Origin of the sequence: Sulfitobacter aestuarii (assembly GCF_042685005.1) — a bacterium.
In the GTDB taxonomy this organism is placed as follows: Bacteria; Pseudomonadota; Alphaproteobacteria; order Rhodobacterales; family Rhodobacteraceae; genus Sulfitobacter; species Sulfitobacter aestuarii.
Genome location: NZ_JBHUMP010000021.1, coordinates 1 through 21,609, shown reverse-complemented (window position 1 = coordinate 21,609; position 21,609 = coordinate 1). Strand labels below are relative to the sequence as shown.

Below are 21,609 nucleotides of genomic sequence, written 5' to 3'. Positions count from 1 at the left end.
ATGTCCCTGCTACGTATCCGCAACCTCTCGGTCGATTTCGCCACCGCTTCCGGGCATTTTCGCGCCGTCGATTCCGTCGATCAGGACATCGACGCCGGAGAGATCCTCGCCATTGTCGGGGAAAGCGGCTCGGGTAAATCCGTGTCGATGCTGGCGCTGATGGGGTTGCTGCCCTGGACCGCGACGGTGACCGCCGACGAGATGTCCTTTGACGGGCATGACTTGCTGCGCATGGACAAGCGTTCCCGGCGCAGGATCGTCGGGAATGACCTGGCGATGATCTTCCAGGAGCCGATGTCCTCGCTCAACCCCTGTTTCCCGGTGGGATGGCAGATCAAGGAATCCCTGCGCTTCCATCTCGGGCTCGACCGCAAGGCGCGCCACGCCCGCGCCATCGAACTCTTCGAACAAGTCGGCATCCCGGACCCGGAAAAACGCCTCAGCGCCTTCCCGCACCAGATGTCGGGGGGGATGAACCAGCGGGTGATGATCGCCATGGCGATCGCGTGCAAACCCAAGCTGCTGATCGCGGACGAGCCGACAACGGCGCTCGACGTGACAATCCAGGCGCAGATCCTCGACCTGCTGGCGAGCCTGCGCGACGAGAACGGCATGGGGCTGGTGCTGATCACCCATGACATGGGCGTGGTCGCCGAAACGGCAGAGCGCGTGTCGGTGCAATATGCCGGGCAGAAGGTCGAGGAACAGCCGGTGCTGCCGCTTTTCGAAAGCCCGCATCACCCCTATACCTCGGCGCTGCTCGCCGCCCTGCCGGAACGCGCGACCGAGCGTCGCCTGCCCACGATTCCGGGCGTGGTGCCGGGCCAGTTCGACCGCCCCGCAGGCTGCCTCTTCTCGCCGCGCTGCCCCTACGCCAACGCCAAATGCCGCGCCGAGGCGCCGCCGCCGCTGGGGCCGGATCTCGGCCATGCGCGCTGTTTCTATCCGCTCAACACCGATGAAAGGGCCGCGTCATGAATGTCCCGAACAACGCTCCCGTGATGACCGCCACCAATCTCGAAAGACATTACGAGGTCGGCGGCGGCGTGATGCGCAAGCCGCGGGTCCTGAAAGCCGTCGGCGGGGTCGATTTTGCGCTCTATGCGGGCAAGACGCTTGCCGTCGTCGGGGAAAGCGGCTGCGGAAAATCCACCCTGGCGCGCATGGCCACGATGATCGAGGAACCGACCTCCGGCGAGCTCACGCTCGATGGCAAGCCGATGCGCCCGCAGGACTGGGCCAGCCTGCGCAGTTCGGTGCAGATCGTCTTCCAGGACCCCTACGGCTCGCTCAACCCGCGCCAGCGGATCGGCGCGATCCTGCAGGAACCGCTGGTGATCAACCGCCCCGACATGAAGAAGCCGGAGCGCGAGGCCAAGGCCCGTGAAATGCTGCAGCTCGTCGGGCTGCGCCCGGAACATTACGACCGCTATCCGCATATGTTCTCCGGCGGCCAGCGCCAGCGCATCGCGGTGGCCCGCGCGCTGATGCTCGATCCCAAGGTGCTGGTGCTCGACGAGCCGGTCTCGGCGCTCGACCTGTCGATCCAGTCCTCGGTGCTGAACCTGCTGATGGACCTGCAGGAGCGGCTCAACCTGGCCTATCTGTTCATCAGCCATGACCTCAGCGTGGTGCGCCATGTCGCGGACGAGGTCATCGTGATGTATCTCGGTCGCGCGGTCGAGAAGGGCCCCAAACAGGCGGTCTTCGACAATCCGCGCCATCCCTATACCAAGGCATTGCTCTCGGCCACGCCGCGCGCCGATCCGGCGGCTGCCAAGGAGCGCATCAAGCTCAGCGGCGAACTGCCTTCGCCGCTGGCGATCCCGGAGGGCTGCCCCTTCGCGCCGCGCTGCTGGAAGACCCAGGACAAATGCCGCGCCGAACGTCCCGACCTGCACGGCAGGCCCCATGGCGCCGCCTGTTTCTTTCCCGAAGGTGTCGACGACAATGCGATGCTCACGGGCGTTTCGGAAGGGGCGCGCGCGGATCTGGCGGGGGGGCGCGATTAATTTCGCGAAAAGCTTGGAAAAGCCCGATTGCCTGCTTGACGCCAGGCGGGGCTGACCATATTAGATCCAAACGCTTCGGGGTCACCCGGAGCTGCAGTGGGCGGTTGTAGCTCAGATGGTTAGAGTACCGGCCTGTCACGCCGGGGGTCGCGGGTTCGAGCCCCGTCAACCGCGCCACCGCTGCTTATTTTTCGAACAATTCGAATGCCTTGCACCGGTTCCGCCGGTGCTTTGGCATGTCCGGCGCCCGGTTGCGCGCCGCTTCTATCCGCTCGCAAAAAAACTTCCGGCCCGGGTGTTTTTCCCGGCGCTAGGTGCTTGACGCCCCCGCCGCCATCGCCTATTCCGCCCCCATAGCGCGGTTGTAGCTCAGTTGGTTAGAGTACCGGCCTGTCACGCCGGGGGTCGCGGGTTCGAGCCCCGTCAACCGCGCCACTTTCACCCTTTTTAAAAATACTCGATCCGGATGTGGCGCCACGCGCGCCAGTCCCGGATTTCCCGGCCCGATACCGCCTGCCGCCCCCGCCGTTGCGCACGGCAGGGGCAAGGGTACTGCTCAGGTCAGCGCCTCGAGGATCCGCGCCCAGCTGCGGATGCCCTTGTGGAAGCTCTCGAGATCGTATTTCTCGTTCGGCGAATGGATCGCGTCGTCATCCTTGCCGAAGCCGATCAACATCGGCGTGGTGCCGAGGATGTCCTGGAAATAGCCGCCGATGGGGATCGAGCCGCCGCAGCCGACATAGGCCGCCGGGATGCCCCATTCCGCGCTGAGCGCGGCGCGAGCCTGTTCGAATTTCGGATCCTCCACCGACACGCCCGAGGCCGGGCTGGCGCCATGATCGCTGAAGGAGACCTCGCAATCGGGCGGCAACATCTCCTGCACCATTGTGCGGAAGCTCTGCCGGATCGCCTGAGGGTCCTGTGTGCCGACCAGCCGGAAGCTGATCTTGGCATGGGCCTGCGCGGGCAGCACGGTCTTGAACCCCTCGCCCGTATAGCCGCCCCAGATCCCGTTGACTTCGCAGGTCGGACGCGACCAGAGCATTTCCAGCGGCGTGCGGTCCTGCTCGCCCGCCGGGGTGGACAGTCCGACATCGCTGAGGAACTTGTCATGATCGAAGGCCAGGCCCTGCCATTGCGCTTCCAGCTCTTCGGAAAGCTCCGGCACCCCGTCATAGAAACCCGGCACCGTGATGCGGGCCTGATCGTCATGCAGCGATGCGATGATCCGCGACAATACCCGGATCGGATTCATCGACAACCCGCCGTACATGCCCGAATGCAGGTCCTTGTCCGGCCCGGTGATGGTCAGCTCCTCGCCGAGCAACCCGCGCAACATGGTGACGATCGCCGGGGTGCGGGATTCGAACAGCCCGGTGTCGCAGATCAGCGCGAGATCGGTTTTCAGCTCATCGGCATTGTCGCGCATGAAGGGCACCAGCGACGGCGAGCCCGATTCTTCCTCGCCCTCCAGAAAGAAGGTGATCCGGCAGGGCCAGTCGCCCTTCACCTCTTTCCACGCGCGCAGGGCTTCGATGAAGGTCATCAACTGACCCTTGTCATCCGCCGCACCACGGCCGCGGATCACCTTGCCGGCGGGCGTGTCCTGCACCTGGGGATCGAAAGGGTCGCGGTCCCACAGGTTCAGCGGATCGACCGGCTGCACATCGTAATGTCCGTAAAACAGCAGATGCGGGCCCTTGCCGGGGTCACCGACATGGCCGACGACCATCGGATGACCCGGCGTCGCGCGCTTGCTGGCCTCGATCCCGAAGGATTGCAGGTCGGCGACCAGCCAGTCCGCGGCCCGGTCGCAATCTTCCTTGTAGGCGGGGTCGGTGGAAATCGACGGGATGCGCAGCAGGTCCAGCAGGCGGTCGGTCGCGGCGGGCAGATCGTCGTCGATCCGCGCGAGAACGTCATCAATTGACATCGGGTTTCCTTTCAGAATGAGATGGGGTCGAACCTACCAGCCCGCGGAGCCATGTCCAGTTGCGGCGCAGGGCGGGGCGGCGGCCTGCCGGTTCCCGGCTGCGACAAGTCGCGCAGGCATAAACCATTGTGGCCGACCCCAGGTTTCTGTATTCATTCTAAACAGTGAATATGGGGGGCAGGCGCCTGCTGACCCCCGAGACTGCCCAGGATGGAGAGGCGCAATGGATTATTCCGAGAAACTCGACGCAGCGATCAACCGGCTGCATGACGAGGGACGCTACCGCACCTTCATCGATATCGAACGCCGCAATGGCCAGTTTCCCCATGCGGTCTGGACCCGTCCGGATGGCAGCGAGCAGGACATCACCGTCTGGTGCGGCAACGATTATCTCGGCATGGGCCAGAACCCGGTGGTGCTCGAGGCGATGCACGAGGCGCTCGAGGCGACCGGTGCAGGCTCCGGCGGCACCCGCAACATTTCCGGCACCACGGTCTATCACAAGCGGCTCGAGGCCGAGCTGGCCGATCTGCATGGGAAGGAGGCGGCCTTGCTCTTCACCTCCGCCTATATCGCCAATGACGCGACGCTTTCGACCCTGCCGAAGCTGTTCCCCGGGCTGATCATCTATTCCGATGCGCTGAACCACGCATCGATGATCGAGGGCGTGCGCCGCAACGGAGGCGCCAAGCGGATCTTCCGGCACAATGATCTCGACCATCTGCGCGAATTGCTCAAGGCCGATGACCCGGCGGCGCCAAAGCTCATCGCCTTTGAATCAATCTACTCGATGGACGGTGATTTCGCCCCGATCGAAGCGATCTGCGATCTGGCCGACGAATTCGGCGCGCTGACCTATATCGACGAGGTTCATGCGGTCGGCATGTATGGCCCGCGCGGCGCCGGCGTGGCCGAGCGTGACCGGCTGATGCACCGGCTTGACATCATCAACGGCACCTTGGCCAAGGCCTATGGCGTGATGGGCGGCTATATCGCCGCATCGGCCAAGATGTGCGACGCGATCCGCTCCTACGCGCCGGGTTTCATCTTCACCACCTCGCTGCCGCCCGCGGTGGCGGCGGGCGCGGCGGCGTCGGTTGCCTATCTCAAACGCGCACCGGAACTGCGCGAGAGGCATCAGGCACAGGCCAAGGTGCTGAAATTGCGGCTCAAGGGCATGGGCCTGCCGATCATCGATCACGGCAGCCACATCGTGCCGGTGATGGTCGGCAACCCGGTGCATACCAAGCTGCTGTCGGACATGCTGTTGCAGGATCACGGCATCTACGTGCAGCCGATCAACTTCCCCACCGTGCCGCGCGGCACCGAGCGGCTGCGTTTCACGCCCTCGCCGGTGCATGGCCCGCGCGAGATGGATGCGCTGGTCCGGGCGATGGACGCGCTCTGGTCACAATGTGCGCTGAATCGTGCCGAAGCTGCCGGATGAGCACGCGGCGTTTCTGAATCCTGTTGCGTTATGCTACTCTTACCGAAAGAAGAAGCTACATTCGAATCGTGAAGATTTGAATCAAGCTTTCAGCAGGCACAGCATAAGGCAGCGGTATGATCGGGCGTTGGTCCTCCAAGATCGTCGAGGAAGAACTGACCGAACCCAAGGGGTTCGATGCGTTTGAATTACGACTTGGGGACGTGATGCGCGGCGAACGCGCCACGATGGGCAAATCCCTGCTCGACGTGCAGCGCGAATTGCGCATCAAGGCGTCCTATATCGCCGCCATCGAGAATTGCGATCCCGAGGCCTTCGACACCCCCGGTTTCATTGCCGGTTACGTGCGCTCCTATGCGCGCTATCTCAACATGGACCCGGATGCGGCTTTCGCCGCCTTCTGCACCGAATCCGGTTTTTCGGTCGCCCATGGCATGTCCGACAAGGCCTCGGTCATCAAGAAACCATCACGTGAGGAACGCCTCACAAGGCACGAAAAAACAGACATTTTCGCCCAGCCAAGCCTGCCGTTCACCCCGTCGGGTGACAGTTTCCTGAACCGTATCGAACCCGGCGCCATCGGGTCGCTGCTGGTGCTGGTCGCCCTGATCGGCGCGATCGGTTTCGGCGGCTGGACGGTGCTCAAGGAAGTGCAGCGCGTGCAGGTGGCGCCGGTCGATCAGACGCCGGTGGTGCTTTCCGATCTCGATCCGGTCGAAGGGGCGCTGGCCCCGGCGCCGGAAGAGGGCGAGGATCCGGCGGCGCCGCGCGCTGTCGATGCGCCGCGCCTTGATGCGCTCGACCGGCTCTACCGCCCCCAGGCGCTCGACGTGCCGGTACTGGTCGCGCGCGATGCGCCGATCGCCAGCATCGATCCGCGCCTCGTCGGCAATTTCGCCAGCCCGGACCGCCGGCCCGACGAGCCGATGGAGAGCAATTTCGCCGCAGCAGCGGGCGAGACCGAAGTCGCGGCCAACGGCCATTCGCAGCCTGACGGCAGCGGCAGCCAGCATCCGATGATTGCCCAGTCCCTCACGCCCAATGTCACGGTGCCCCAGGTCGTCGAGCCGGTCGGCCCGGCGGTGCGCATGGTGGCGGCCTATCCTTCCTGGGTGCGCGTGCGCGCGGCGGATGGGACGGTGATCTTCGAGGGGATCATGAACAAGGGCGATACTTGGGACGTGCCAAATACCGAGGAACCGGCGAGCTTGCGCACCGGTGAATCCGGTGCGTTGTTCTTCGCCATGGGCGATGATTGCTTCGGTCCGGTCGGCAAACGCGGTCAGGTCACGTCGGGCCTGTCGCTGCAACGAGAAAGCCTGATCGCGCGTTACCAGGCGGTCGATCCGCAGCAGGACAGCCCGCTGAGCCGGATGTTCGCCGATCTGCAGGGCAATATCGAGCCCTCGGCATTGGCCGCGATCCCTTGCCAATCCCGTTAGAGCCCATTGCGATTGCGCGGCTGTCTGACTAGTTAGGGCAGGCAAACCCGCAACCCGCACAGGTGTTTCATGTCGCTCAACCATATCCGTCCCTGGCGCAATATCTACCGGCGCAAGTCGCGTCAGATCATGGTCGGCAACGTGCCGGTGGGGGGCGATGCGCCGATCACCGTGCAGACCATGACCAACACGCTGACCACCGACGTGAGGGGCACCATCGCCCAGATCCAGGCGGCAGCAGATGTCGGGGCCGATATCGTGCGGGTCTCCGTGCCGGACGAGGACAGCGCCCGGGCGCTGAAGCAGATCGTGCCCGAGGTTTCGGTGCCGATCGTCGCAGATATACATTTCCATTACCGGCGCGGCATCGAGGCGGCCGAGGCCGGGGCAGCCTGTCTGCGGATCAATCCGGGCAATATCGGCGACGAGAAACGCGTGCGCGAGGTGATCAAGGCGGCGCGCGATCATGATTGCTCGATCCGCATCGGCGTCAACGCCGGCTCGCTGGAGCGGCATCTGCTGGAGAAGTACGGCGACCCTTGCCCGGATGCGATGGTCGAAAGCGGGCTCGATCACATCAAGATCCTGCAGGACAACGATTTTCACGAGTTCAAGATCAGCTGCAAGGCCTCTGACGTGTTCATGGCCGCCGCCGCGTATCAGCAGCTGGCCGAGGCCACCGATGCGCCAATTCACCTTGGCATCACGGAGGCGGGCGGGCTGACCTCCGGGACGATCAAATCCGCCATCGGTCTCGGGAACCTGCTGTGGATGGGCATCGGCGACACGATCCGCGTCAGCCTCTCCGCCGATCCGGTGGAAGAGGTCAAGGTCGGCTACGAGATCCTCAAGTCGCTCGGCCTGCGTCATCGCGGCGTCAACATCATCTCCTGCCCGTCCTGCGCGCGTCAGGGATTCGACGTGATCAAGACCGTCGAGGCGCTGGAAGAGCGGCTGGAACATATCAAGACCCCGATGAGCCTCAGCATCATCGGCTGTGTGGTCAACGGGCCGGGCGAGGCGCTGATGACCGATGTCGGGTTCACCGGCGGCGGGGCGGGCTCGGGCATGGTCTATCTGGCGGGCAAGCAGAGCCACAAGCTCGGCAACGAGGGCATGATCGAGCATATCGTCGAGCAGGTCGAGAAACGTGCCGCCGAGATCGAGGCGGCAGAGGCCAGGGACGCGGCCGAATAGAGCGCGCCGCGCGCCGGGGTCACTGGTTGAGATAGCGGTTCAACACCACCGCGGGCATCTGCCCGCGCAAGATCATGCGGGGCAGCACGTAGAAGGGCGCCTCGCTCAGCCCCAGCTCCGCCGCCAGCGCCGCGATTTCCGGATCGTCGAGATCATGCAGGATGAAACTCACCCCCAAAGCCTCTGTTAAGTCTTGCAATTCCTTGACAGCGCGCTGGCAGTCCGGGCAATCCTTTGCCGTAAAGAGCGCGATATCGTGACCGTCCAGCAGCCGCGGTGCCAGCCGGGCCAGCACCGCCAGGTCATCCTCGACATTCTGGCGAAACGCGTCGCGCACCGGGTTCGGCTCCTCGAGCGCCTTCGCGACGATCTCCGGCTCCGCGAGCAGGGCGGCGCGCAGCTCCCTGCCGAAGGCTTCGCGTTCTGCCGCGCTCAGATTGCCGAAATCCGTCCCGGCAAAAGCGAGCCCCGGCAGCAGTCCAAGCAACGCGGCCGTGCAGATCCGGGGCAGCATCGTCCTTACCCGCGCTTTTCGTCCACCAGGTCGCGCATCTGGTCATAGGGTAGATAGCCGCGCAGCATCTCGCCCTGCATCACGAAGGTGGGCGTGCCGGAAATCCGCAGCCGCTGCGCGAGTTCGCGGGTCTCGGTAATCTCCCGCGTGACCGCCTCGCTGTCCATCTTCGCCGCAATGGCGTCGAAATCGAGGCCGAAGGTCTTGGCCAGACGGCGCAGGCTCTCCATCGTGATGTCGCCGTTGAAGGCCATCAACGCATCGTTCAATGCCCTGTAGCTATCATCCCCGGATACCTGCTTGGTCGCGACCGCGAAGCGCGACGCCAGCATGGATTGTTCACCGAGGATCGGGAATTCCTTGACGATCAGCCGGATATTGCCATCCGTCTCGAGCAGTTTGGCAACCTCTTCATGGGCTTTCTTGCAATAGCCGCAGCGGTAGTCGAGGAATTCGACCAGGGTGATGTCGCCCTCGGGATTGCCGCCGACCCAGGAATAGCCGTCGTTGAAGATCGCCTCCTGATTGTCGCTGACGAGGCTGTGATCCGCCTCCGCCTGCGCCTCGGCCTCGCGACGCTGCAGCTGATCGACCGCTTCCATGATCACTTCGGGATTGTCCATGAGATAGGAGCGAACCTCGGCCCGGAACTGGGCCCGCTCGGCATCCGTCAGCTCGGTCAGGTCCATCGCCTGCGCCACCGAAGGGGTGGTCAGGCCGAAGCCGGAGGTGAGGCCGAGAGCCAGGCCGGTGGCGAGGACGGGAGCGGACAGGCGTCTGGACATGGATCTCACTTTCGAATGCGGGTTTCAAAACGGTTTTGGCGCCGGACTTGACGCCAGCTTCAGGACGCGGTGAAAGCATATGCCGACACTAGGAGCAAGCCCATGCGCAATTCAACCCGGTCCGCCGTTGATCCCTTTATCGTGATGGATGTGATGCAAGCCGCCGCCGCTGCCGAAGAAGCCGGGCGCCATATCATCCATATGGAGGTGGGTCAGCCCGGCACCGGCGCCCCCAGGGCCGCGACCGAGGCACTGGCAAAAGCCATGGCAGACGGGCCTTTGGGCTATACCGTGGCGCTTGGCCTGCCTGCGCTGCGGGAGCGGATCGCGCGAATGTATGGCGAATGGTACAATGTCGATCTCGACCCGGCCCGGGTGGTGATCACGCCGGGCTCCTCCGGCGGTTTCCTGCTCGCCTTCACCTCCCTCTTCGACAGCGGCGACAAGGTCGGCATCGGCGCCCCGGGCTATCCGAGCTATCGACAGATCCTCAGGGCGCTGGCCTTGCAGCCGGTCGATCTGCCGACCCGCCCGGAAAACCGCTATCAGCCGGTGCCGGAGGATTTCGCCTTGCTCGATCTTGCCGGGCTGCTGGTCGCCTCACCGGCCAACCCGACCGGCACAATGCTTGATCACGCTGCGATGAGCGCGCTGATCGGGGCCTGCCATGACAGCGGCGCGTCGTTCATTTCGGACGAGATCTATCACGGAATCGAATACGAGAAGAAGGCGGTCACGGCGCTGGAGGTCAGCGATGAGTGCTATGTGATCAATTCCTTTTCCAAGTATTTCTCGATGACCGGGTGGCGTGTCGGCTGGATGGTGGTGCCCGAGGATCAGGTCCGCGTGGTCGAGCGGATCGCGCAGAACATGTTCATCTGCGCCCCCCATGCCAGCCAGGTCGCGGCACTGGCGGCAATGGATTGCGAGGCGGAGCTCGAAGCGAACATGGATGTCTATCGCGCCAATCGCACGATGATGCTCGAGGGATTGCCAAGGGCCGGTTTCACCGAGATCGCACCGCCCGACGGTGCCTTCTATGTCTATGCCGACGTCTCGGCGATCACCGATGACAGCCGTGCGCTGGCCGCCGATATTCTTGACAAGGCCGGGGTCGCGGTGACGCCGGGGCTCGATTTCGATCCGTTGCGCGGCCACGGTACCTTGCGTTTCTCCTATGCCCGCAGCACAGCCGACATCGCGGAAGGGCTGGCGCGGCTCGAAGCCTATATGAAGGCCCGCTAGGACGCTTCCCGCCTTGCCGCTTCAATGCTAGAAGCGGGGAAAACAGGACGGGCAGAGCAGTGAGACAGGTCATTTTGGGGATTGCGGGCGCATTGGCGCTCGGCGTGCAGGGTGTTTTCGCGCAGGACCTGACGGCGCTGGCGCGGGTCGATGCGCAGGAAAGCCGGATCAGCGATCACTGGTTCGGGCGCAGTTCGCTGCGCATCGCGCTGAGCCAGGGCGTGCCGTTCCGGGTGTTCTTGCTCGATGAACCGGCGCGGCTCGTGGTGGATTTCCGCGAGGCCGACTGGACCGGGATCGCGGCCGGCGATCTGCTGGCCGAGCCGGGCCGGGTCCGCGCCGTGCGTTTCGGTGCCTTCCAGCCCGGCTGGTCGCGGCTGGTGGCCGACCTGGCCGAGCCGATGCTGCCGCAGGAAATCGGGATGCCGGTCGCCGAGGACGGCAGTGGCGCGATGCTGGAGATCGACCTCAAACCCGTCGATGCCGAAGAATTCGCCGCCGCGGCTGGCACGCCGCGCGATCCCGACTGGACCGTGGCGCTGACCGCGCCACCGCGCAAGGCGGCCCCGGGGGAGGAGCGTTTCGTGGTGGTGCTGGACGCCGGGCACGGCGGGATTGACCCGGGCGCCGAGCGCGAGGGCGTGGCGGAAAAGGATTTGATGCTGAGTTTCGCCCGCGCGCTGCGCGATGCGTTGCTGCGTGCCGGGGTCGAGGTGGTGCTGACCCGCGATGACGATATCTTCGTGGCGCTCGAAACCCGCGTGGCGCTGGCGCATCAGGCCGAGGGCGACGTGTTTATCTCGCTCCATGCCGACAGTCTTGATCAGGGAGGCGCCAACGGCGCGACGATCTATGCGCTTTCGGACGAGGCCAGCGATGCCGCGACCGCGCATCTCGCCGCACGCCATAACCGCAGCGACATCATCGCCGGGGCCGATCTGACCGGCTCGGACGACCAGGTGGCGGGAATCCTGCTCGATCTGGCCCGTCAGGAGACCGAGCCGCGCTCAACCGCGCTCGCGCAGACGCTGGTCGAGGCAATGACCGCCGCGGGCGGACCGATGAACCGCCGTCCGCTGCGCAAGGCCGGTTTCTCGGTATTGAAATCCGCCGATATCCCCTCGGTACTGGTGGAGGTCGGTTTCCTCAGCTCGAAGCGGGATCTCGCCAATCTGCGCGACCCGATCTGGCGGGCCGGGATGGTCGGCGCGATGGCCGAGGCGCTGCTCGCCTGGCGCGACGAAGACTCGGCGCGCAAACCCTTGATCCGGCAGTAATTCGCCAGTCGAACGGGCAGGGCGCGCGGCATCCGGCGCAGCGTTGACGTTACAGCCATGTGTTTTGACGACAGGGGCGGCAGCCGCTATAGAGGGGCCAATCGACATCTCATACGGCGGTCTGCATCTTGTTCCGATTTATCCTGTCTTTTCTGGGCGCTATCTTCACGACATTGACCATGGGCATCGCCATGGTGGCGCTCAGCATAGGGGCGGTATTCTGGATCTATGGCCGCGACCTGCCGAGCCACGAATCGCTGGCGCAATATACGCCGCCGACGATCAGCCGGATCTATTCCGGGCAGGGGCGGCTGATCGACGAATTTGCCAAGGAGCGGCGGCTCTTCGCACCCGCCAACACGATCCCCGATCTCGTCAAACAGGCGTTCATCTCCGCCGAGGACAAGAATTTCTACACCCATGAGGGCTATGACCTGCGCGGTATCGCCGCCGCCGCGATCGACGCGGTGAAGAGCCGCGGGCAGGATGTGCGCGGCGCCTCGACAATCACCCAGCAGGTGATGAAGAACTTCCTGCTTTCCGGCGACCGCCGTGCCGAGCGCAAGATCAAGGAGATCATCCTCGCCGCGCGGCTCGAGGAGACCCTGCCGAAGGAGAAGATCCTGGAGCTCTATCTCAACGAGATCTTCCTCGGGCAGAATTCCTATGGCGTCGCGGCGGCCAGCCAGACCTATTTCAACAAGACCCTGTCGGAACTCGCCCCGCACGAGGCGGCCTTCCTCGCCTCGCTGCCCAAGGCCCCGTCGGATTATCACCCGGTACGGCGCAAGGACCGGCTGCTGGCGCGGCGCAACTTCGTGCTGCGCGAGATGAAGGAGAACGGCTATATCGACGAGGCCGCCTATGAGAGCGAGGTCGCGCAGCCGCTGCGTTCGGTGCAGAACGGTGATTTCGAGAGCTTCAAGGCCGAGCTGCCGCCGCGCGATTACTTCACCGACGAGATCCGCCGCCAGCTCAGCCGCGACTTCGGCGAGGGCGAATTCTTCACCGGCGGCCTGACCGTACGCGCCACGATCGACAACGAGATGCAGCCGATCGCCGCTAATGCGCTGCGCCGCGAGCTCGAGCAATATGACCGCAACCGCGGTATCTGGCGCGGCACCCGCAAGAACCTGTCTGCCGAGGTCCTCGGCAGCGAGCAAAGCTGGCGCGAGGCGCTGGCCGGGGTGCGCGTGCCCCGCGATATCGATCTGGAAAGCCAGTGGTATCCTGCGGTCGTGCTCGAGGTCGGCCAGAACGACGCGCGGATCGGCATCGAGAATGTCGAGGAGGACGAGGACGGTCACTGGATCCCCGCCAAGGACGTGCAATGGGCGCGCAAGCTGATCGTCGATGAGGAAAGCGGCAAGACCAGCTTGGGACGCAAGGCACAGGTTGCGGGCGATCTGCTGGAGGTCGGCGACGTGGTGCTGGTGCGCCGCATGACCGATGACGGCAGCGGCGAATTCATCCGCTGGACATTGCGCCAGGTGCCGGAAGTGCAGGGCGGTTTCGTCGCCATGGACGTCGATACCGGGCGGGTGCTGGCGATGCAGGGCGGTTTCTCCTACCAGGCCAGCGTGTTCAACCGTTCCACCCAGGCCAAGCGCCAGCCCGGTTCGAGCTTCAAGCCCTTCGTCTATGCCTCGGCGCTTGATTCAGGCTACAGCCCGGCGACGATCGTGGTCGATGCGCCGATCGAGATCAACACGCCGCAAGGGGTCTGGCGGCCGAAGAATGCCTCCAACCGGTATTACGGCCCGACGCCTTTGCGCACCGGGATCGAGCAGTCGCGCAACCTGATGACCATCCGTCTGGCCCAGGAGGTCGGCATGGATGTTGTCGGCTCCTATGCGGAGCGTTTCGGGGTCTATGACGATCTTTCCCCGGTGCTTGCCAATGCGCTCGGCAGCCAGGAGACCACGCTCTATCAGATGGTCTCGGCCTATGCGATGTTCGCCAATGGCGGCGAGCGGGTGCAGCCGACGCTGGTCGACCGGGTGCAGGACCGCTACGGGCGCACGGTCTATCAGCATGACGAGCGGATCTGCAACGATTGCCAGAACACCGAGCTTGCCCCCGGCACCGCGCCGCGGATCATTTCCAACCGCGAGCGGGTGATGGATCCGGTGACCGCCTATCAGCTCACCTCGATGATGCGCGGCGTGGTCGAGCGCGGCACCGCGCGCCGCTCGGTCGATCTCGGCGTGCCCACCGCGGGCAAGACCGGCACCACCAATGATGCCAAGGACGTCTGGTTCATCGGCTTCACCTCCAACATCGTCGCCGGCTGCTACATCGGCTATGACCAGCCGCGCCCGATGGGACGTGGTGCCACGGGGGGCGGCATGTGCGGTCCGGTGTTCCAGCGTTTCATGACCGAGGCGGTGAAGAAATACGGCGGCGGCCAGTTCGAGGTGCCCGAGCAATGCCGTTTCATCAAGATCGACCGGTTCACCGGCGCGCGGCTCAGCGACGGGGCGTCGGGCGCCAACGTGGTCTCCGAATGTTTCCGCGAGGGCGAGGAGCCGATCTTCGGCATCACTTTCGACGGCGGTTTTGCCATGGGCGCCGACCTGCCGCTGGTTGACGAGGTCGGTGGCGGCGGCGGCCGTCAGGTCACCACCTCGACCGGCAAGAAGGCCGTGGTCGGCCCGAAAGCGGGTTTCGGGACCCTGTCCTCGGGCGGTCTCTACTAGACGGCCAGGGGCTCCCGCGGCCCGGCCCCACTTGCCGCGGTGCCGCGGCTGGTCTATCACACAGGCGGCTCTCCAAACCCGGGGAGCCGCAGATCATTTCAAGGCAGGCATATGCGCGCAGAGGCACAGAATACCGCAGATCAGATCGGCAAATCCCTGGATTTGCTGGCCCAACGTCTGAATGTGGAGACCGCGCCGCATCGTCTCGAGGAATTCAATGCACGGGTCGAGGATCCGACCCTCTGGGACAATCCGGACGCGGCGCAGAAGCTGATGCGCGAGCGGCAGATGCTGGTGGATGCGATAACCACCTATGAGGAGATCAAGCAGGAGCTGGCCGACAATATCGAGCTCATCGAACTGGGCGAGATGGAAGAGGACAGCGAGGTCATCGGCGATGCCGAGGCGGCGCTGAAGGCGCTGGCGGAAAAGGCCGCGCAGAAGGAGCTCGAGGCGCTGCTCGACGGGGAGGCCGACGGCAACGATACCTTCCTCGAGATCAATGCCGGCGCCGGGGGCACGGAAAGCTGCGACTGGGCCAGCATGCTGGCGCGGATGTATGTCCGCTGGGCGGAGAAGAAGGGCTACAAGGTCGAGCTGCAATCGGAGAGCTCTGGCGACGAGGCCGGGATCAAGCATGCGACCTACAAGATCAGCGGGCAGAATGCCTATGGCTGGCTGAAATCGGAATCCGGCGTGCACCGCCTGGTGCGGATCAGCCCCTATGATTCCGCCGCCAAGCGGCACACTTCGTTCAGCTCGGTCTGGGTCTATCCGGTAGTCGATGACAATATCGAGATCGACGTGAACCCTTCGGATATCCGCATCGATACCTACCGCTCCTCCGGCGCGGGCGGCCAGCATGTGAACACCACCGACTCGGCGGTGCGGATCACCCACCATCCGACCGGGATCGTGGTGACCTCCTCGGAGAAGTCCCAGCACCAGAACCGCGATATCGCCATGAAGGCGCTGAAATCGCGGCTCTATCAGCTCGAGCTCGACCGCCGCAACGCGGCGATCAACGAGGCGCATGAGAACAAGGGGGAGGCAGGCTGGGGCAACCAGATCCGTTCCTACGTGCTGCAGCCCTACCAGATGGTGAAGGACCTGCGTACCAATTTCGAGACCTCCGATACCAAGGGAGTGCTCGATGGCGACCTCGACGGGCTGATGGGGGCGACGCTGGCCCTTGCCGTGTCGGGCAAGAGCCGCGCCGAGGCGCAGGGCGGCTGATAAGGTCCGGCGGCGGGACGCGCGGCCGCAGCCGGGGGCGCTGCCCCCGGACCCCCGAGGTATTTCACGTCAGAAAAAACGAAGCCTTGCGTTGACCCGTCCGCGCGGGTTTTCTGCCTGTCATGGATATTCTGGAACGAGAGGCGCTCGACCTGAGCGCGGCACTGGCGGCGCGCGAGGTAAGCGCGGCGGAGCTGATGGAAGCGACCCTGGCGCGGATCGCGGCGGTGAACGGGGCGGTCAACGCGATCGTGTCGCTGCGCGACGGGGAGGCGTTGATGGCCGAGGCGCGGGCGGCCGATGCGGCGCCGCGCCAGGGTTGGCTGCATGGCATTCCGATCGCGATCAAGGATCTGGCCAATGCTGAGGGCCTGCCGACCTCGATGGGTTCGCCGGTCTTCGCCGGGCAGGTGGCGGCGCGTGACGATTTGCTGGTGGCCCGGTTGCGGCGTGCCGGGGCGCTGATCATTGGCAAGACCAACACGCCGGAATTCGGGCTGGGCTCGCATACGTTCAATCCGGTGCATGGGGCGACGCGCAATCCCTATGACCTGACCCGTTCGGCGGGCGGATCCTCGGGCGGCGCGGCGGCGGCCTTGGCGGCGCGGATGCTCTGTGTCGCCGATGGCTCGGACATGATGGGCTCGCTGCGCAATCCGGCGGGCTGGAACAATGTCTATGGCATGCGCCCGACCTGGGGGCTGGTGCCCGGCGAGCCCGAGGGCGAGATGTTCCTGCACCAGCTGGCGACCGCCGGACCGATGGCGCGCAGCCCTGCCGATCTTGCGGCGCTGCTCGACGTGATGAGTGGGGCCGATCCGCGCCAGCCGCATGGTTTCGACCAGGCCGATTGCCTGCCCCGGATTGGCGGGTCGGTTGGCGGGTTGAAGCTCGGCTGGCTGGGAGATTGGGGCGGCGCGTTTCCGATGGCGGAAGGGATCATCGCCTCCAGCGAGGCCGCGCTCGAGCAGATGGGCGGGCTGGGCTGTGACGTGATGGCGGCGCCGCCGCCCTTTGCCGCCGAGGCGATCTGGGAAAGCTGGATCACCCTGCGCTCCTTTGCCGTGGCGGGCAGTCTTTCGGCGCTCTATGACGATCCGGCCCGGCGCGCGCTCCTGAAGGAGGCGGCGATCTGGGAGGTCGCGCGCGGCTATCGTTTCGATGCGATGACGATACAGCGTGCCTCGATGCAGCGTTCGGACTGGTTCCGCAAGGCGGCGGCGCTGTTTGAGACCTTCGACGCGCTGGTGCTTCCCTCGGCGCAGCTCTGGCCCTTCGCCGTCGAGGAGGTGCATCCCGAGCAGATCGCCGGGCGCGAGATGGACAGCTATCATCGCTGGATGCAGGTGGTCACTCCGGCAAGCCTGATCGGGCTGCCGGTGGTCAACCTGCCCGCCGGGTTCGGCGCGGAGGGGCTGCCTGCGGGGCTGCAGATGATCGGCCCGCGCGGGTCGGATGCGCTGCTGCTGCGGCTCGCCGCGCGCTGGCACGAGATGACCGACTGGCCGCAGCGCCGCCCGCCGCCGCTCTAGCCGCTCAGGAGAAGCCGACCTCGGGACGCAGCAGGCGACGGTGAAAGGGCGGCAGTTCCGCGGCGTCGCAGAGCCCGGTGCCGCGCGCGACCGCCAGCACGTTTGCCAGATCATTGCCGAGATGTTCGAAGGCCAGCCGGGTGGCGCGCAGGCCGCCGAGGTTTTCCGGGATCGTGCGGGTGATATAGCCGAGCCAGAAATTATTCTCCACCGAGGCGACGCGGCTGAGATATTTGAACGAACAGGCGAACGTGTCGCGGCGCGAGGAGATGATCGCGATGCCGCCGTCCTGCTGGGTGACGACACCGCGAAACTCGCGCAGCCGTGGTGTGTTCTCCAGACCCTGCAGCTGCATGACCTCGGCGCAGTCATAGCCGCGCAGATAGGTGTTGGTGCCGTCGCGGCGGATATGGACGAGGCCAAGATTGAAGCGCTCCGGATTCGCGAAGCTGCGCCGGGACAGGCGGTAGAAGCCGCTTGGAAAATCCGCTGTGGGAACATAGCGGGCCCCGGCGCCGATGAAATCGCGCAGGAAGCGGCCGGAGATCGGATCCCTGAATCCCGCGATCTCTTCCAGCGGTTCGAGCAGGATGCGCGCATCGACATCGAAGAAGCGGCAGATCCGGGCCAGCACATCGGGGCGGGGGAAGCTTTCGCCCGAGACGTAACGGTTGAACTGGGTGCGATTGATGCCCAACCGGCGGGACAAGTCGGAGACCGAAGGGTAATCCCGGCTCAGCAGGCGCAGGTTTCTGCCAAACATTCTGCGTGTTTCTGCCGGGGAGAGCATGGGATGGTCAAATTTATTCATCAATGAAACTGGCCGTTCCGATCAAAAAGAAAATGTTGGGTTCGGAATTGTCCGACGGGATGAATTGACGCTATTCGGCGTCAGTATTGACGCGGAATAGTGCCATTAAACTGGTAGCGGTGACACAAGATACAAGCCTGAGTTGCATCGATAAGGGTGTTCTTAGTCCCTTTCAACTTGTTAGCAAGGTGTTAATCGAAATTTTGTGAGTGAATTTATGTACGGTGTGGTTCTCTGGAGCGATTTGTCGGCTGGAAAAGCGGTATTTTGGTGCGAAGATCATGGCGATCTTGCCTTTTATGAGGGCGACGCGGAAACCGGACAGGCGACGCTGGAATTCAGTCCCGGAGATCTCGTGGAATTCGAAGTCGAGACCGAGCAGCGGCTGCGCCGGGCCCGTGATCCGAAGCTGGTCGGCGGGCAGGTGTTCCGCGATCTTCCCGAGGTGCTGCGCGCGCGGGAGGCATTGGCGTCACAGGAGATGCCGGAGCCCGCGCCGATGGTCCTGCCTTTTGCCGGAAAGCAGAAACGCGCCGCCGGGGCGACGCGTTGATCAGATCCTGCGATGGGCGGCTCAGTCGCCGCGGGGCAGGGCCGCGACGCCGGTGCGGGCAACTTCGCTGAGCCCGAGCGGGCGCATCAGATCGGCGAAGGCATCGATCTTCTCCGGTGCGCCGGTGATCTCGAAGATGAAGCTTTCCAGCGTGCTGTCCACGACATTGGCGCGGAAGATATCAGCGAGGCGCAGCGCCTCGACCCGCTTGTCGCCGGTGCCCGAGACCTTGAACATCGCCAGTTCACGCTCCACGCTGGCGCCCTCGACCGTCAGGTCGTGCACGTCATGTACCGTGACGATACGCCCGAGCTGCGCCTTGATCTGCTCGATTACCTGCGGCGTGCCCGAGGTGACGATGGTGATGCGGCTGAGATGGCCGGTGTGATCGACCTCCGCCACGGTCAGGCTGTCGATATTGTAGCCGCGACCGGAGAACAGGCCGATGACCCGCGCCAGCACGCCGGGTTCGTTCTCCACCAGCACGGCGAGGGTATGGCGCTCGATCACGTCGGAGAAATTCGGCCGCAGGTTATAGGCCGAATGCGACGTGGAGCCTTTCTTGATCTTCAGGGCTGACATTGCTGTCCCTTTCTGTCGTCACGCTGCGGAATTTTCGCAAATTCCGGTCCGTTCTTGCGAAAAAACGGGTTAAACCAATACCGAGCCCTTGGCGTCGATCACGCCCTGGGTCTCGGCCGCACCGAGCAGCATTTCGTTATGCGCCTTGCCGCTCGGGATCATCGGGAAGCAATTCTCGTGTTTCTCTACCAGGCAATCGAAGATCACCGGGCCGGGATATTCGATCATTTCCATGATCGCATCGTCGAGCCGGTCGGGATCGGAACACTGGATGCCCTTGGCGCCGAAGGCCTCGGCCAGTTTCACGAAGTCGGGCAATGCCTCGGACCAGCTCTGCGAATAGCGCTCGCCATGCAGCAATTCCTGCCATTGGCGCACCATGCCGAGGCGCTCGTTGTTGAGGATGAACTGCTTGACCGGCAGGTTGTACTGCATCGCCGTGCCCATTTCCTGCATGTTCATCAGCCAGGAAGCTTCGCCGGCGACATTGATCACCAGCGCTTCGGGATGCGCCATCTGCACGCCGATGGAGGCCGGGAACCCATAGCCCATGGTGCCAAGGCCGCCCGAGGTCATCCAGCGGTTGGGATCCTCGAAACCGAGATATTGCGCCGCCCACATCTGGTGCTGGCCGACCTCGGTGGTGATGTAGCGGTCATGGGACTTGGTCAGCGCCTCGAGCCTGGCCAGCGCGTGCTGCGGCTTGATCACGCTGCCTTTCTGTTCGAATTTCAGGCAATCGACGGCGCGCCATTCCTCGATCTGCCGCCACCATTTCGCCAGCGCCGCGCCATCGGTCTTGCGGCCGCGGGATTTCCAGATCTTGAGCAGGTCCTCGAGCACATGGCCGACATCGCCGACGATCGGAATGTCGATGCGGATCACCTTGTTGATCGAGGACGGATCGATGTCGATATGGGCCTTGGTGCTTTTCGGGCTGAAACTGTCGATCACGCCGGTGATCCGGTCGTCAAAGCGCGCGCCGATGTTGATCATCAGGTCGCAGCCATGCATCGCCATATTGGCCTCATAAAGCCCGTGCATGCCCAGCATACCGATCCATTTTTCCCCGGAGGCCGGATAGGCGCCAAGGCCCATCAAGGTCGAGGTGATGGGAAAACCGGTGGCATCGACCAGTTCGCGCAGCAATTGCGACGCGCCGGGGCCGGAGTTGATCACCCCGCCGCCGGTATAGAAGACCGGCCGTTTGGCGGTCTCGATGGCGGCGACCAGCTCGGTGATCTCGGCCATGTCACCCTTGACGCGGGGCTGGTAATGCGAGGTCGAGGGCTTCGGCGGCGTATAGGCGCCGGTGGCGAATTGCACGTCCTTGGGGATATCGACCAGCACCGGCCCGGGGCGGCCGTGGGTGGCGACGTGGAAAGCCTCGTGCAGCACGTCGCTGAGGCTGTCGGTCTCCTTGACCAGCCAATTGTGCTTGGTACAGGGCCGGGTGATGCCCACGGTGTCGGCTTCCTGGAAGGCATCCGAGCCGATCATGAAAGTCGGGACCTGGCCGGTCAGCACCACCAGCGGGATGGAATCGAGCAGCGCGTCGGTGAGGCCGGTCACCGCGTTGGTCGCGCCGGGACCGGAGGTCACCAGCACCACGCCGGGCTTGCCGGTCGAACGGGCATAGCCTTCCGCGGCATGGACCGCGCCCTGTTCGTGGCGCACCAGCACGTGTTTGATGCTGTTTTGCTGGAACACCTCGTCATAGATCGGCAGGACCGCGCCGCCGGGATATCCGAATACGGTATCGACGCCCTGATCGATCAGGGCTTGAACGATCATTTTCGCTCCGGTCATTTGGCGGGTCATGTGTTTGCTCCGTGAGGCATCTGTTGTGACGTGCTGCGCATAAAAAAGCCCCCGGTTTTGACGGGGGCGCATGGGTGGAAAGAGGGTATCCGTTACCGGCCCATGCGCGAAATTCCTACGATGACGACTAGGCTGGTCATTGCCCGAGGCTCCTTTACGACATTTCGGGACATTATGGTCAGGCGAATGGGGCGTCAACCGTCAATGGAGAGGAATTTATGTCTCTCGACTGGATTTTTTCGACATTTTGTTGCGCGGGGATGATTGGGGGAGACATTATTGCAAATATTTAGGGGCATCTGGCGGGGATTCCCGAGGTTTGGTGCCAGGGATTCCGCGCGAAGGGGCGCCGCGGCACTGGATGACATCGTTACTTGTCGCGAATTATGTGGGTGATCTCGACCATGAGGGGGCTGTCCGCCCCCTCAAACTCCCCCGAAGGTATTTTAGAGCGTGTTGCGTTCAATCGGTTTCATATCCAGCAGCCTTGAAGAAGTTGTAGCATTCCTCGTCAGTGAAGAGT

At 64.2% G+C, this 21,609-nt stretch carries 17 protein-coding genes and 2 tRNA genes; 13 read left to right on the top strand and 6 right to left on the bottom strand.

Annotation, left to right across the window (positions count from 1 at the left end; genetic code table 11):
* From ACFSUD_RS17140 to ACFSUD_RS17125, 4 genes are all read left to right on the top strand, one after another.
* Positions 1-978: an ABC transporter ATP-binding protein gene (locus tag ACFSUD_RS17140; protein ID WP_386375730.1), complete on the top strand. Its 978-nt coding sequence runs from the start codon at positions 1-3 to the stop codon at positions 976-978.
* Positions 975-2,012 carry an ABC transporter ATP-binding protein gene (locus ACFSUD_RS17135; protein WP_386375729.1) on the top strand — a complete coding sequence of 346 codons (1,038 nt, stop codon included), beginning with the start codon at positions 975-977 and terminating at the stop codon, positions 2,010-2,012. Before ACFSUD_RS17140 ends, ACFSUD_RS17135 begins: the two co-directional genes overlap by 4 nt.
* 100 nt (positions 2,013-2,112) lie before the next feature.
* Positions 2,113-2,189 (top strand) — tRNA-Asp (locus tag ACFSUD_RS17130).
* Positions 2,190-2,370: 181 nt separating this feature from the next.
* Positions 2,371-2,447, top strand: a tRNA-Asp gene (locus ACFSUD_RS17125).
* 121 nt (positions 2,448-2,568) lie between these two features.
* On the opposite strand, the gene ACFSUD_RS17120 is transcribed toward ACFSUD_RS17125, so the two are convergent.
* Positions 2,569-3,945, bottom strand: coding sequence for a M20/M25/M40 family metallo-hydrolase (locus tag ACFSUD_RS17120; protein WP_386375728.1), 1,377 nt, complete (start codon positions 3,943-3,945; stop codon positions 2,569-2,571).
* A 223-nt stretch (positions 3,946-4,168) separates the two neighbouring features.
* Between ACFSUD_RS17120 and hemA the strand changes: the two genes are divergently transcribed.
* The 3 genes from hemA to ispG all read left to right on the top strand — a co-directional run bounded on the left by hemA (position 4,169) and on the right by ispG (position 8,031).
* Entirely contained in the window at positions 4,169-5,392 is a 1,224-nt protein-coding gene (gene hemA, locus ACFSUD_RS17115) for a 5-aminolevulinate synthase (protein WP_386375727.1), read from the top strand.
* Between the two features lie 116 nt (positions 5,393-5,508).
* Complete coding sequence (locus ACFSUD_RS17110) at positions 5,509-6,834, top strand: helix-turn-helix domain-containing protein (RefSeq protein ID WP_386375726.1); 1,326 nt, start codon at positions 5,509-5,511, stop codon at positions 6,832-6,834.
* A 69-nt stretch (positions 6,835-6,903) separates the two neighbouring features.
* The gene (gene ispG / locus ACFSUD_RS17105) at positions 6,904-8,031 is read left to right on the top strand and encodes a flavodoxin-dependent (E)-4-hydroxy-3-methylbut-2-enyl-diphosphate synthase (RefSeq protein WP_386375725.1); all 1,128 of its coding nucleotides are present in this window, start codon (positions 6,904-6,906) and stop codon (positions 8,029-8,031) included.
* A gap of 19 nt (positions 8,032-8,050) precedes the next feature.
* Here the strand turns inward: ispG and ACFSUD_RS17100 are convergent, their stop codons facing one another.
* Entirely contained in the window at positions 8,051-8,545 is a 495-nt protein-coding gene (locus ACFSUD_RS17100; protein WP_386375724.1) for a disulfide bond formation protein DsbA, read from the bottom strand.
* A 5-nt stretch (positions 8,546-8,550) separates the two neighbouring features.
* Positions 8,551-9,330 carry a DsbA family protein gene (locus ACFSUD_RS17095; RefSeq protein ID WP_386375723.1) on the bottom strand — a complete coding sequence of 260 codons (780 nt, stop codon included), beginning with the start codon at positions 9,328-9,330 and terminating at the stop codon, positions 8,551-8,553.
* A gap of 102 nt (positions 9,331-9,432) precedes the next feature.
* Here ACFSUD_RS17095 and ACFSUD_RS17090 point away from each other — a divergent pair, with 102 nt between their 5' ends.
* The 5 genes from ACFSUD_RS17090 to ACFSUD_RS17070 all read left to right on the top strand — a co-directional run bounded on the left by ACFSUD_RS17090 (position 9,433) and on the right by ACFSUD_RS17070 (position 17,319).
* The gene (locus ACFSUD_RS17090) at positions 9,433-10,575 is read left to right on the top strand and encodes a pyridoxal phosphate-dependent aminotransferase (RefSeq protein WP_386375722.1); all 1,143 of its coding nucleotides are present in this window, start codon (positions 9,433-9,435) and stop codon (positions 10,573-10,575) included.
* Positions 10,576-10,634: 59 nt separating this feature from the next.
* Positions 10,635-11,852, top strand: coding sequence for an N-acetylmuramoyl-L-alanine amidase (locus ACFSUD_RS17085; RefSeq protein WP_386375721.1), 1,218 nt, complete (start codon positions 10,635-10,637; stop codon positions 11,850-11,852).
* Positions 11,853-11,980: 128 nt separating this feature from the next.
* Positions 11,981-14,551, top strand: a complete 2,571-nt coding sequence (locus ACFSUD_RS17080) for a penicillin-binding protein 1A (RefSeq protein WP_386375720.1) — start codon at positions 11,981-11,983, stop codon at positions 14,549-14,551.
* A gap of 111 nt (positions 14,552-14,662) precedes the next feature.
* A complete protein-coding gene (prfB, locus tag ACFSUD_RS17075) occupies positions 14,663-15,787 on the top strand; it encodes a peptide chain release factor 2 (protein ID WP_386375719.1) in 1,125 nt (374 codons plus the stop codon).
* Between the two features lie 122 nt (positions 15,788-15,909).
* The gene (locus ACFSUD_RS17070) at positions 15,910-17,319 is read left to right on the top strand and encodes an amidase (protein ID WP_386375718.1); all 1,410 of its coding nucleotides are present in this window, start codon (positions 15,910-15,912) and stop codon (positions 17,317-17,319) included.
* Positions 17,320-17,323: 4 nt separating this feature from the next.
* Here the strand turns inward: ACFSUD_RS17070 and ACFSUD_RS17065 are convergent, their stop codons facing one another.
* Positions 17,324-18,082, bottom strand: coding sequence for a helix-turn-helix domain-containing protein (locus tag ACFSUD_RS17065; protein WP_386375717.1), 759 nt, complete (start codon positions 18,080-18,082; stop codon positions 17,324-17,326).
* Between the two features lie 253 nt (positions 18,083-18,335).
* Between ACFSUD_RS17065 and ACFSUD_RS17060 the strand changes: the two genes are divergently transcribed.
* Positions 18,336-18,683 carry a hypothetical protein gene (locus ACFSUD_RS17060; protein ID WP_386375716.1) on the top strand — a complete coding sequence of 116 codons (348 nt, stop codon included), beginning with the start codon at positions 18,336-18,338 and terminating at the stop codon, positions 18,681-18,683.
* A 21-nt stretch (positions 18,684-18,704) separates the two neighbouring features.
* Here the strand turns inward: ACFSUD_RS17060 and ilvN are convergent, their stop codons facing one another.
* A complete protein-coding gene (gene ilvN, locus ACFSUD_RS17055; RefSeq protein WP_386375715.1) occupies positions 18,705-19,265 on the bottom strand; it encodes an acetolactate synthase small subunit in 561 nt (186 codons plus the stop codon).
* A gap of 69 nt (positions 19,266-19,334) precedes the next feature.
* Positions 19,335-21,086: an acetolactate synthase 3 large subunit gene (locus ACFSUD_RS17050; protein ID WP_386375714.1), complete on the bottom strand. Its 1,752-nt coding sequence runs from the start codon at positions 21,084-21,086 to the stop codon at positions 19,335-19,337.
* Positions 21,087-21,609: the final 523 nt, after the last annotated feature.

Excerpts from the sequence above, each read along its gene's own strand:
- ACFSUD_RS17140 (WP_386375730.1), top strand. The coding sequence starts at position 1 with ATGTCCCTGCTACGTATCCGCAACCTCTCGGTCGATTTCGCCACCGCT.
- ACFSUD_RS17135 (WP_386375729.1), top strand. The coding sequence starts at position 975 with ATGAATGTCCCGAACAACGCTCCCGTGATGACCGCCACCAATCTCGAA.
- ACFSUD_RS17120 (WP_386375728.1), bottom strand. The coding sequence starts at position 3,945 with ATGTCAATTGATGACGTTCTCGCGCGGATCGACGACGATCTGCCCGCC.
- hemA (WP_386375727.1), top strand. The coding sequence starts at position 4,169 with ATGGATTATTCCGAGAAACTCGACGCAGCGATCAACCGGCTGCATGAC.
- ACFSUD_RS17110 (WP_386375726.1), top strand. The coding sequence starts at position 5,509 with ATGATCGGGCGTTGGTCCTCCAAGATCGTCGAGGAAGAACTGACCGAA.
- ispG (WP_386375725.1), top strand. The coding sequence starts at position 6,904 with ATGTCGCTCAACCATATCCGTCCCTGGCGCAATATCTACCGGCGCAAG.
- ACFSUD_RS17100 (WP_386375724.1), bottom strand. The coding sequence starts at position 8,545 with ATGCTGCCCCGGATCTGCACGGCCGCGTTGCTTGGACTGCTGCCGGGG.
- ACFSUD_RS17095 (WP_386375723.1), bottom strand. The coding sequence starts at position 9,330 with ATGTCCAGACGCCTGTCCGCTCCCGTCCTCGCCACCGGCCTGGCTCTC.
- ACFSUD_RS17090 (WP_386375722.1), top strand. The coding sequence starts at position 9,433 with ATGCGCAATTCAACCCGGTCCGCCGTTGATCCCTTTATCGTGATGGAT.
- prfB (WP_386375719.1), top strand. The coding sequence starts at position 14,663 with ATGCGCGCAGAGGCACAGAATACCGCAGATCAGATCGGCAAATCCCTG.
- ACFSUD_RS17070 (WP_386375718.1), top strand. The coding sequence starts at position 15,910 with ATGGATATTCTGGAACGAGAGGCGCTCGACCTGAGCGCGGCACTGGCG.
- ACFSUD_RS17065 (WP_386375717.1), bottom strand. The coding sequence starts at position 18,082 with ATGTTTGGCAGAAACCTGCGCCTGCTGAGCCGGGATTACCCTTCGGTC.
- ilvN (WP_386375715.1), bottom strand. The coding sequence starts at position 19,265 with ATGTCAGCCCTGAAGATCAAGAAAGGCTCCACGTCGCATTCGGCCTAT.
- ACFSUD_RS17050 (WP_386375714.1), bottom strand. The coding sequence starts at position 21,086 with ATGACCCGCCAAATGACCGGAGCGAAAATGATCGTTCAAGCCCTGATC.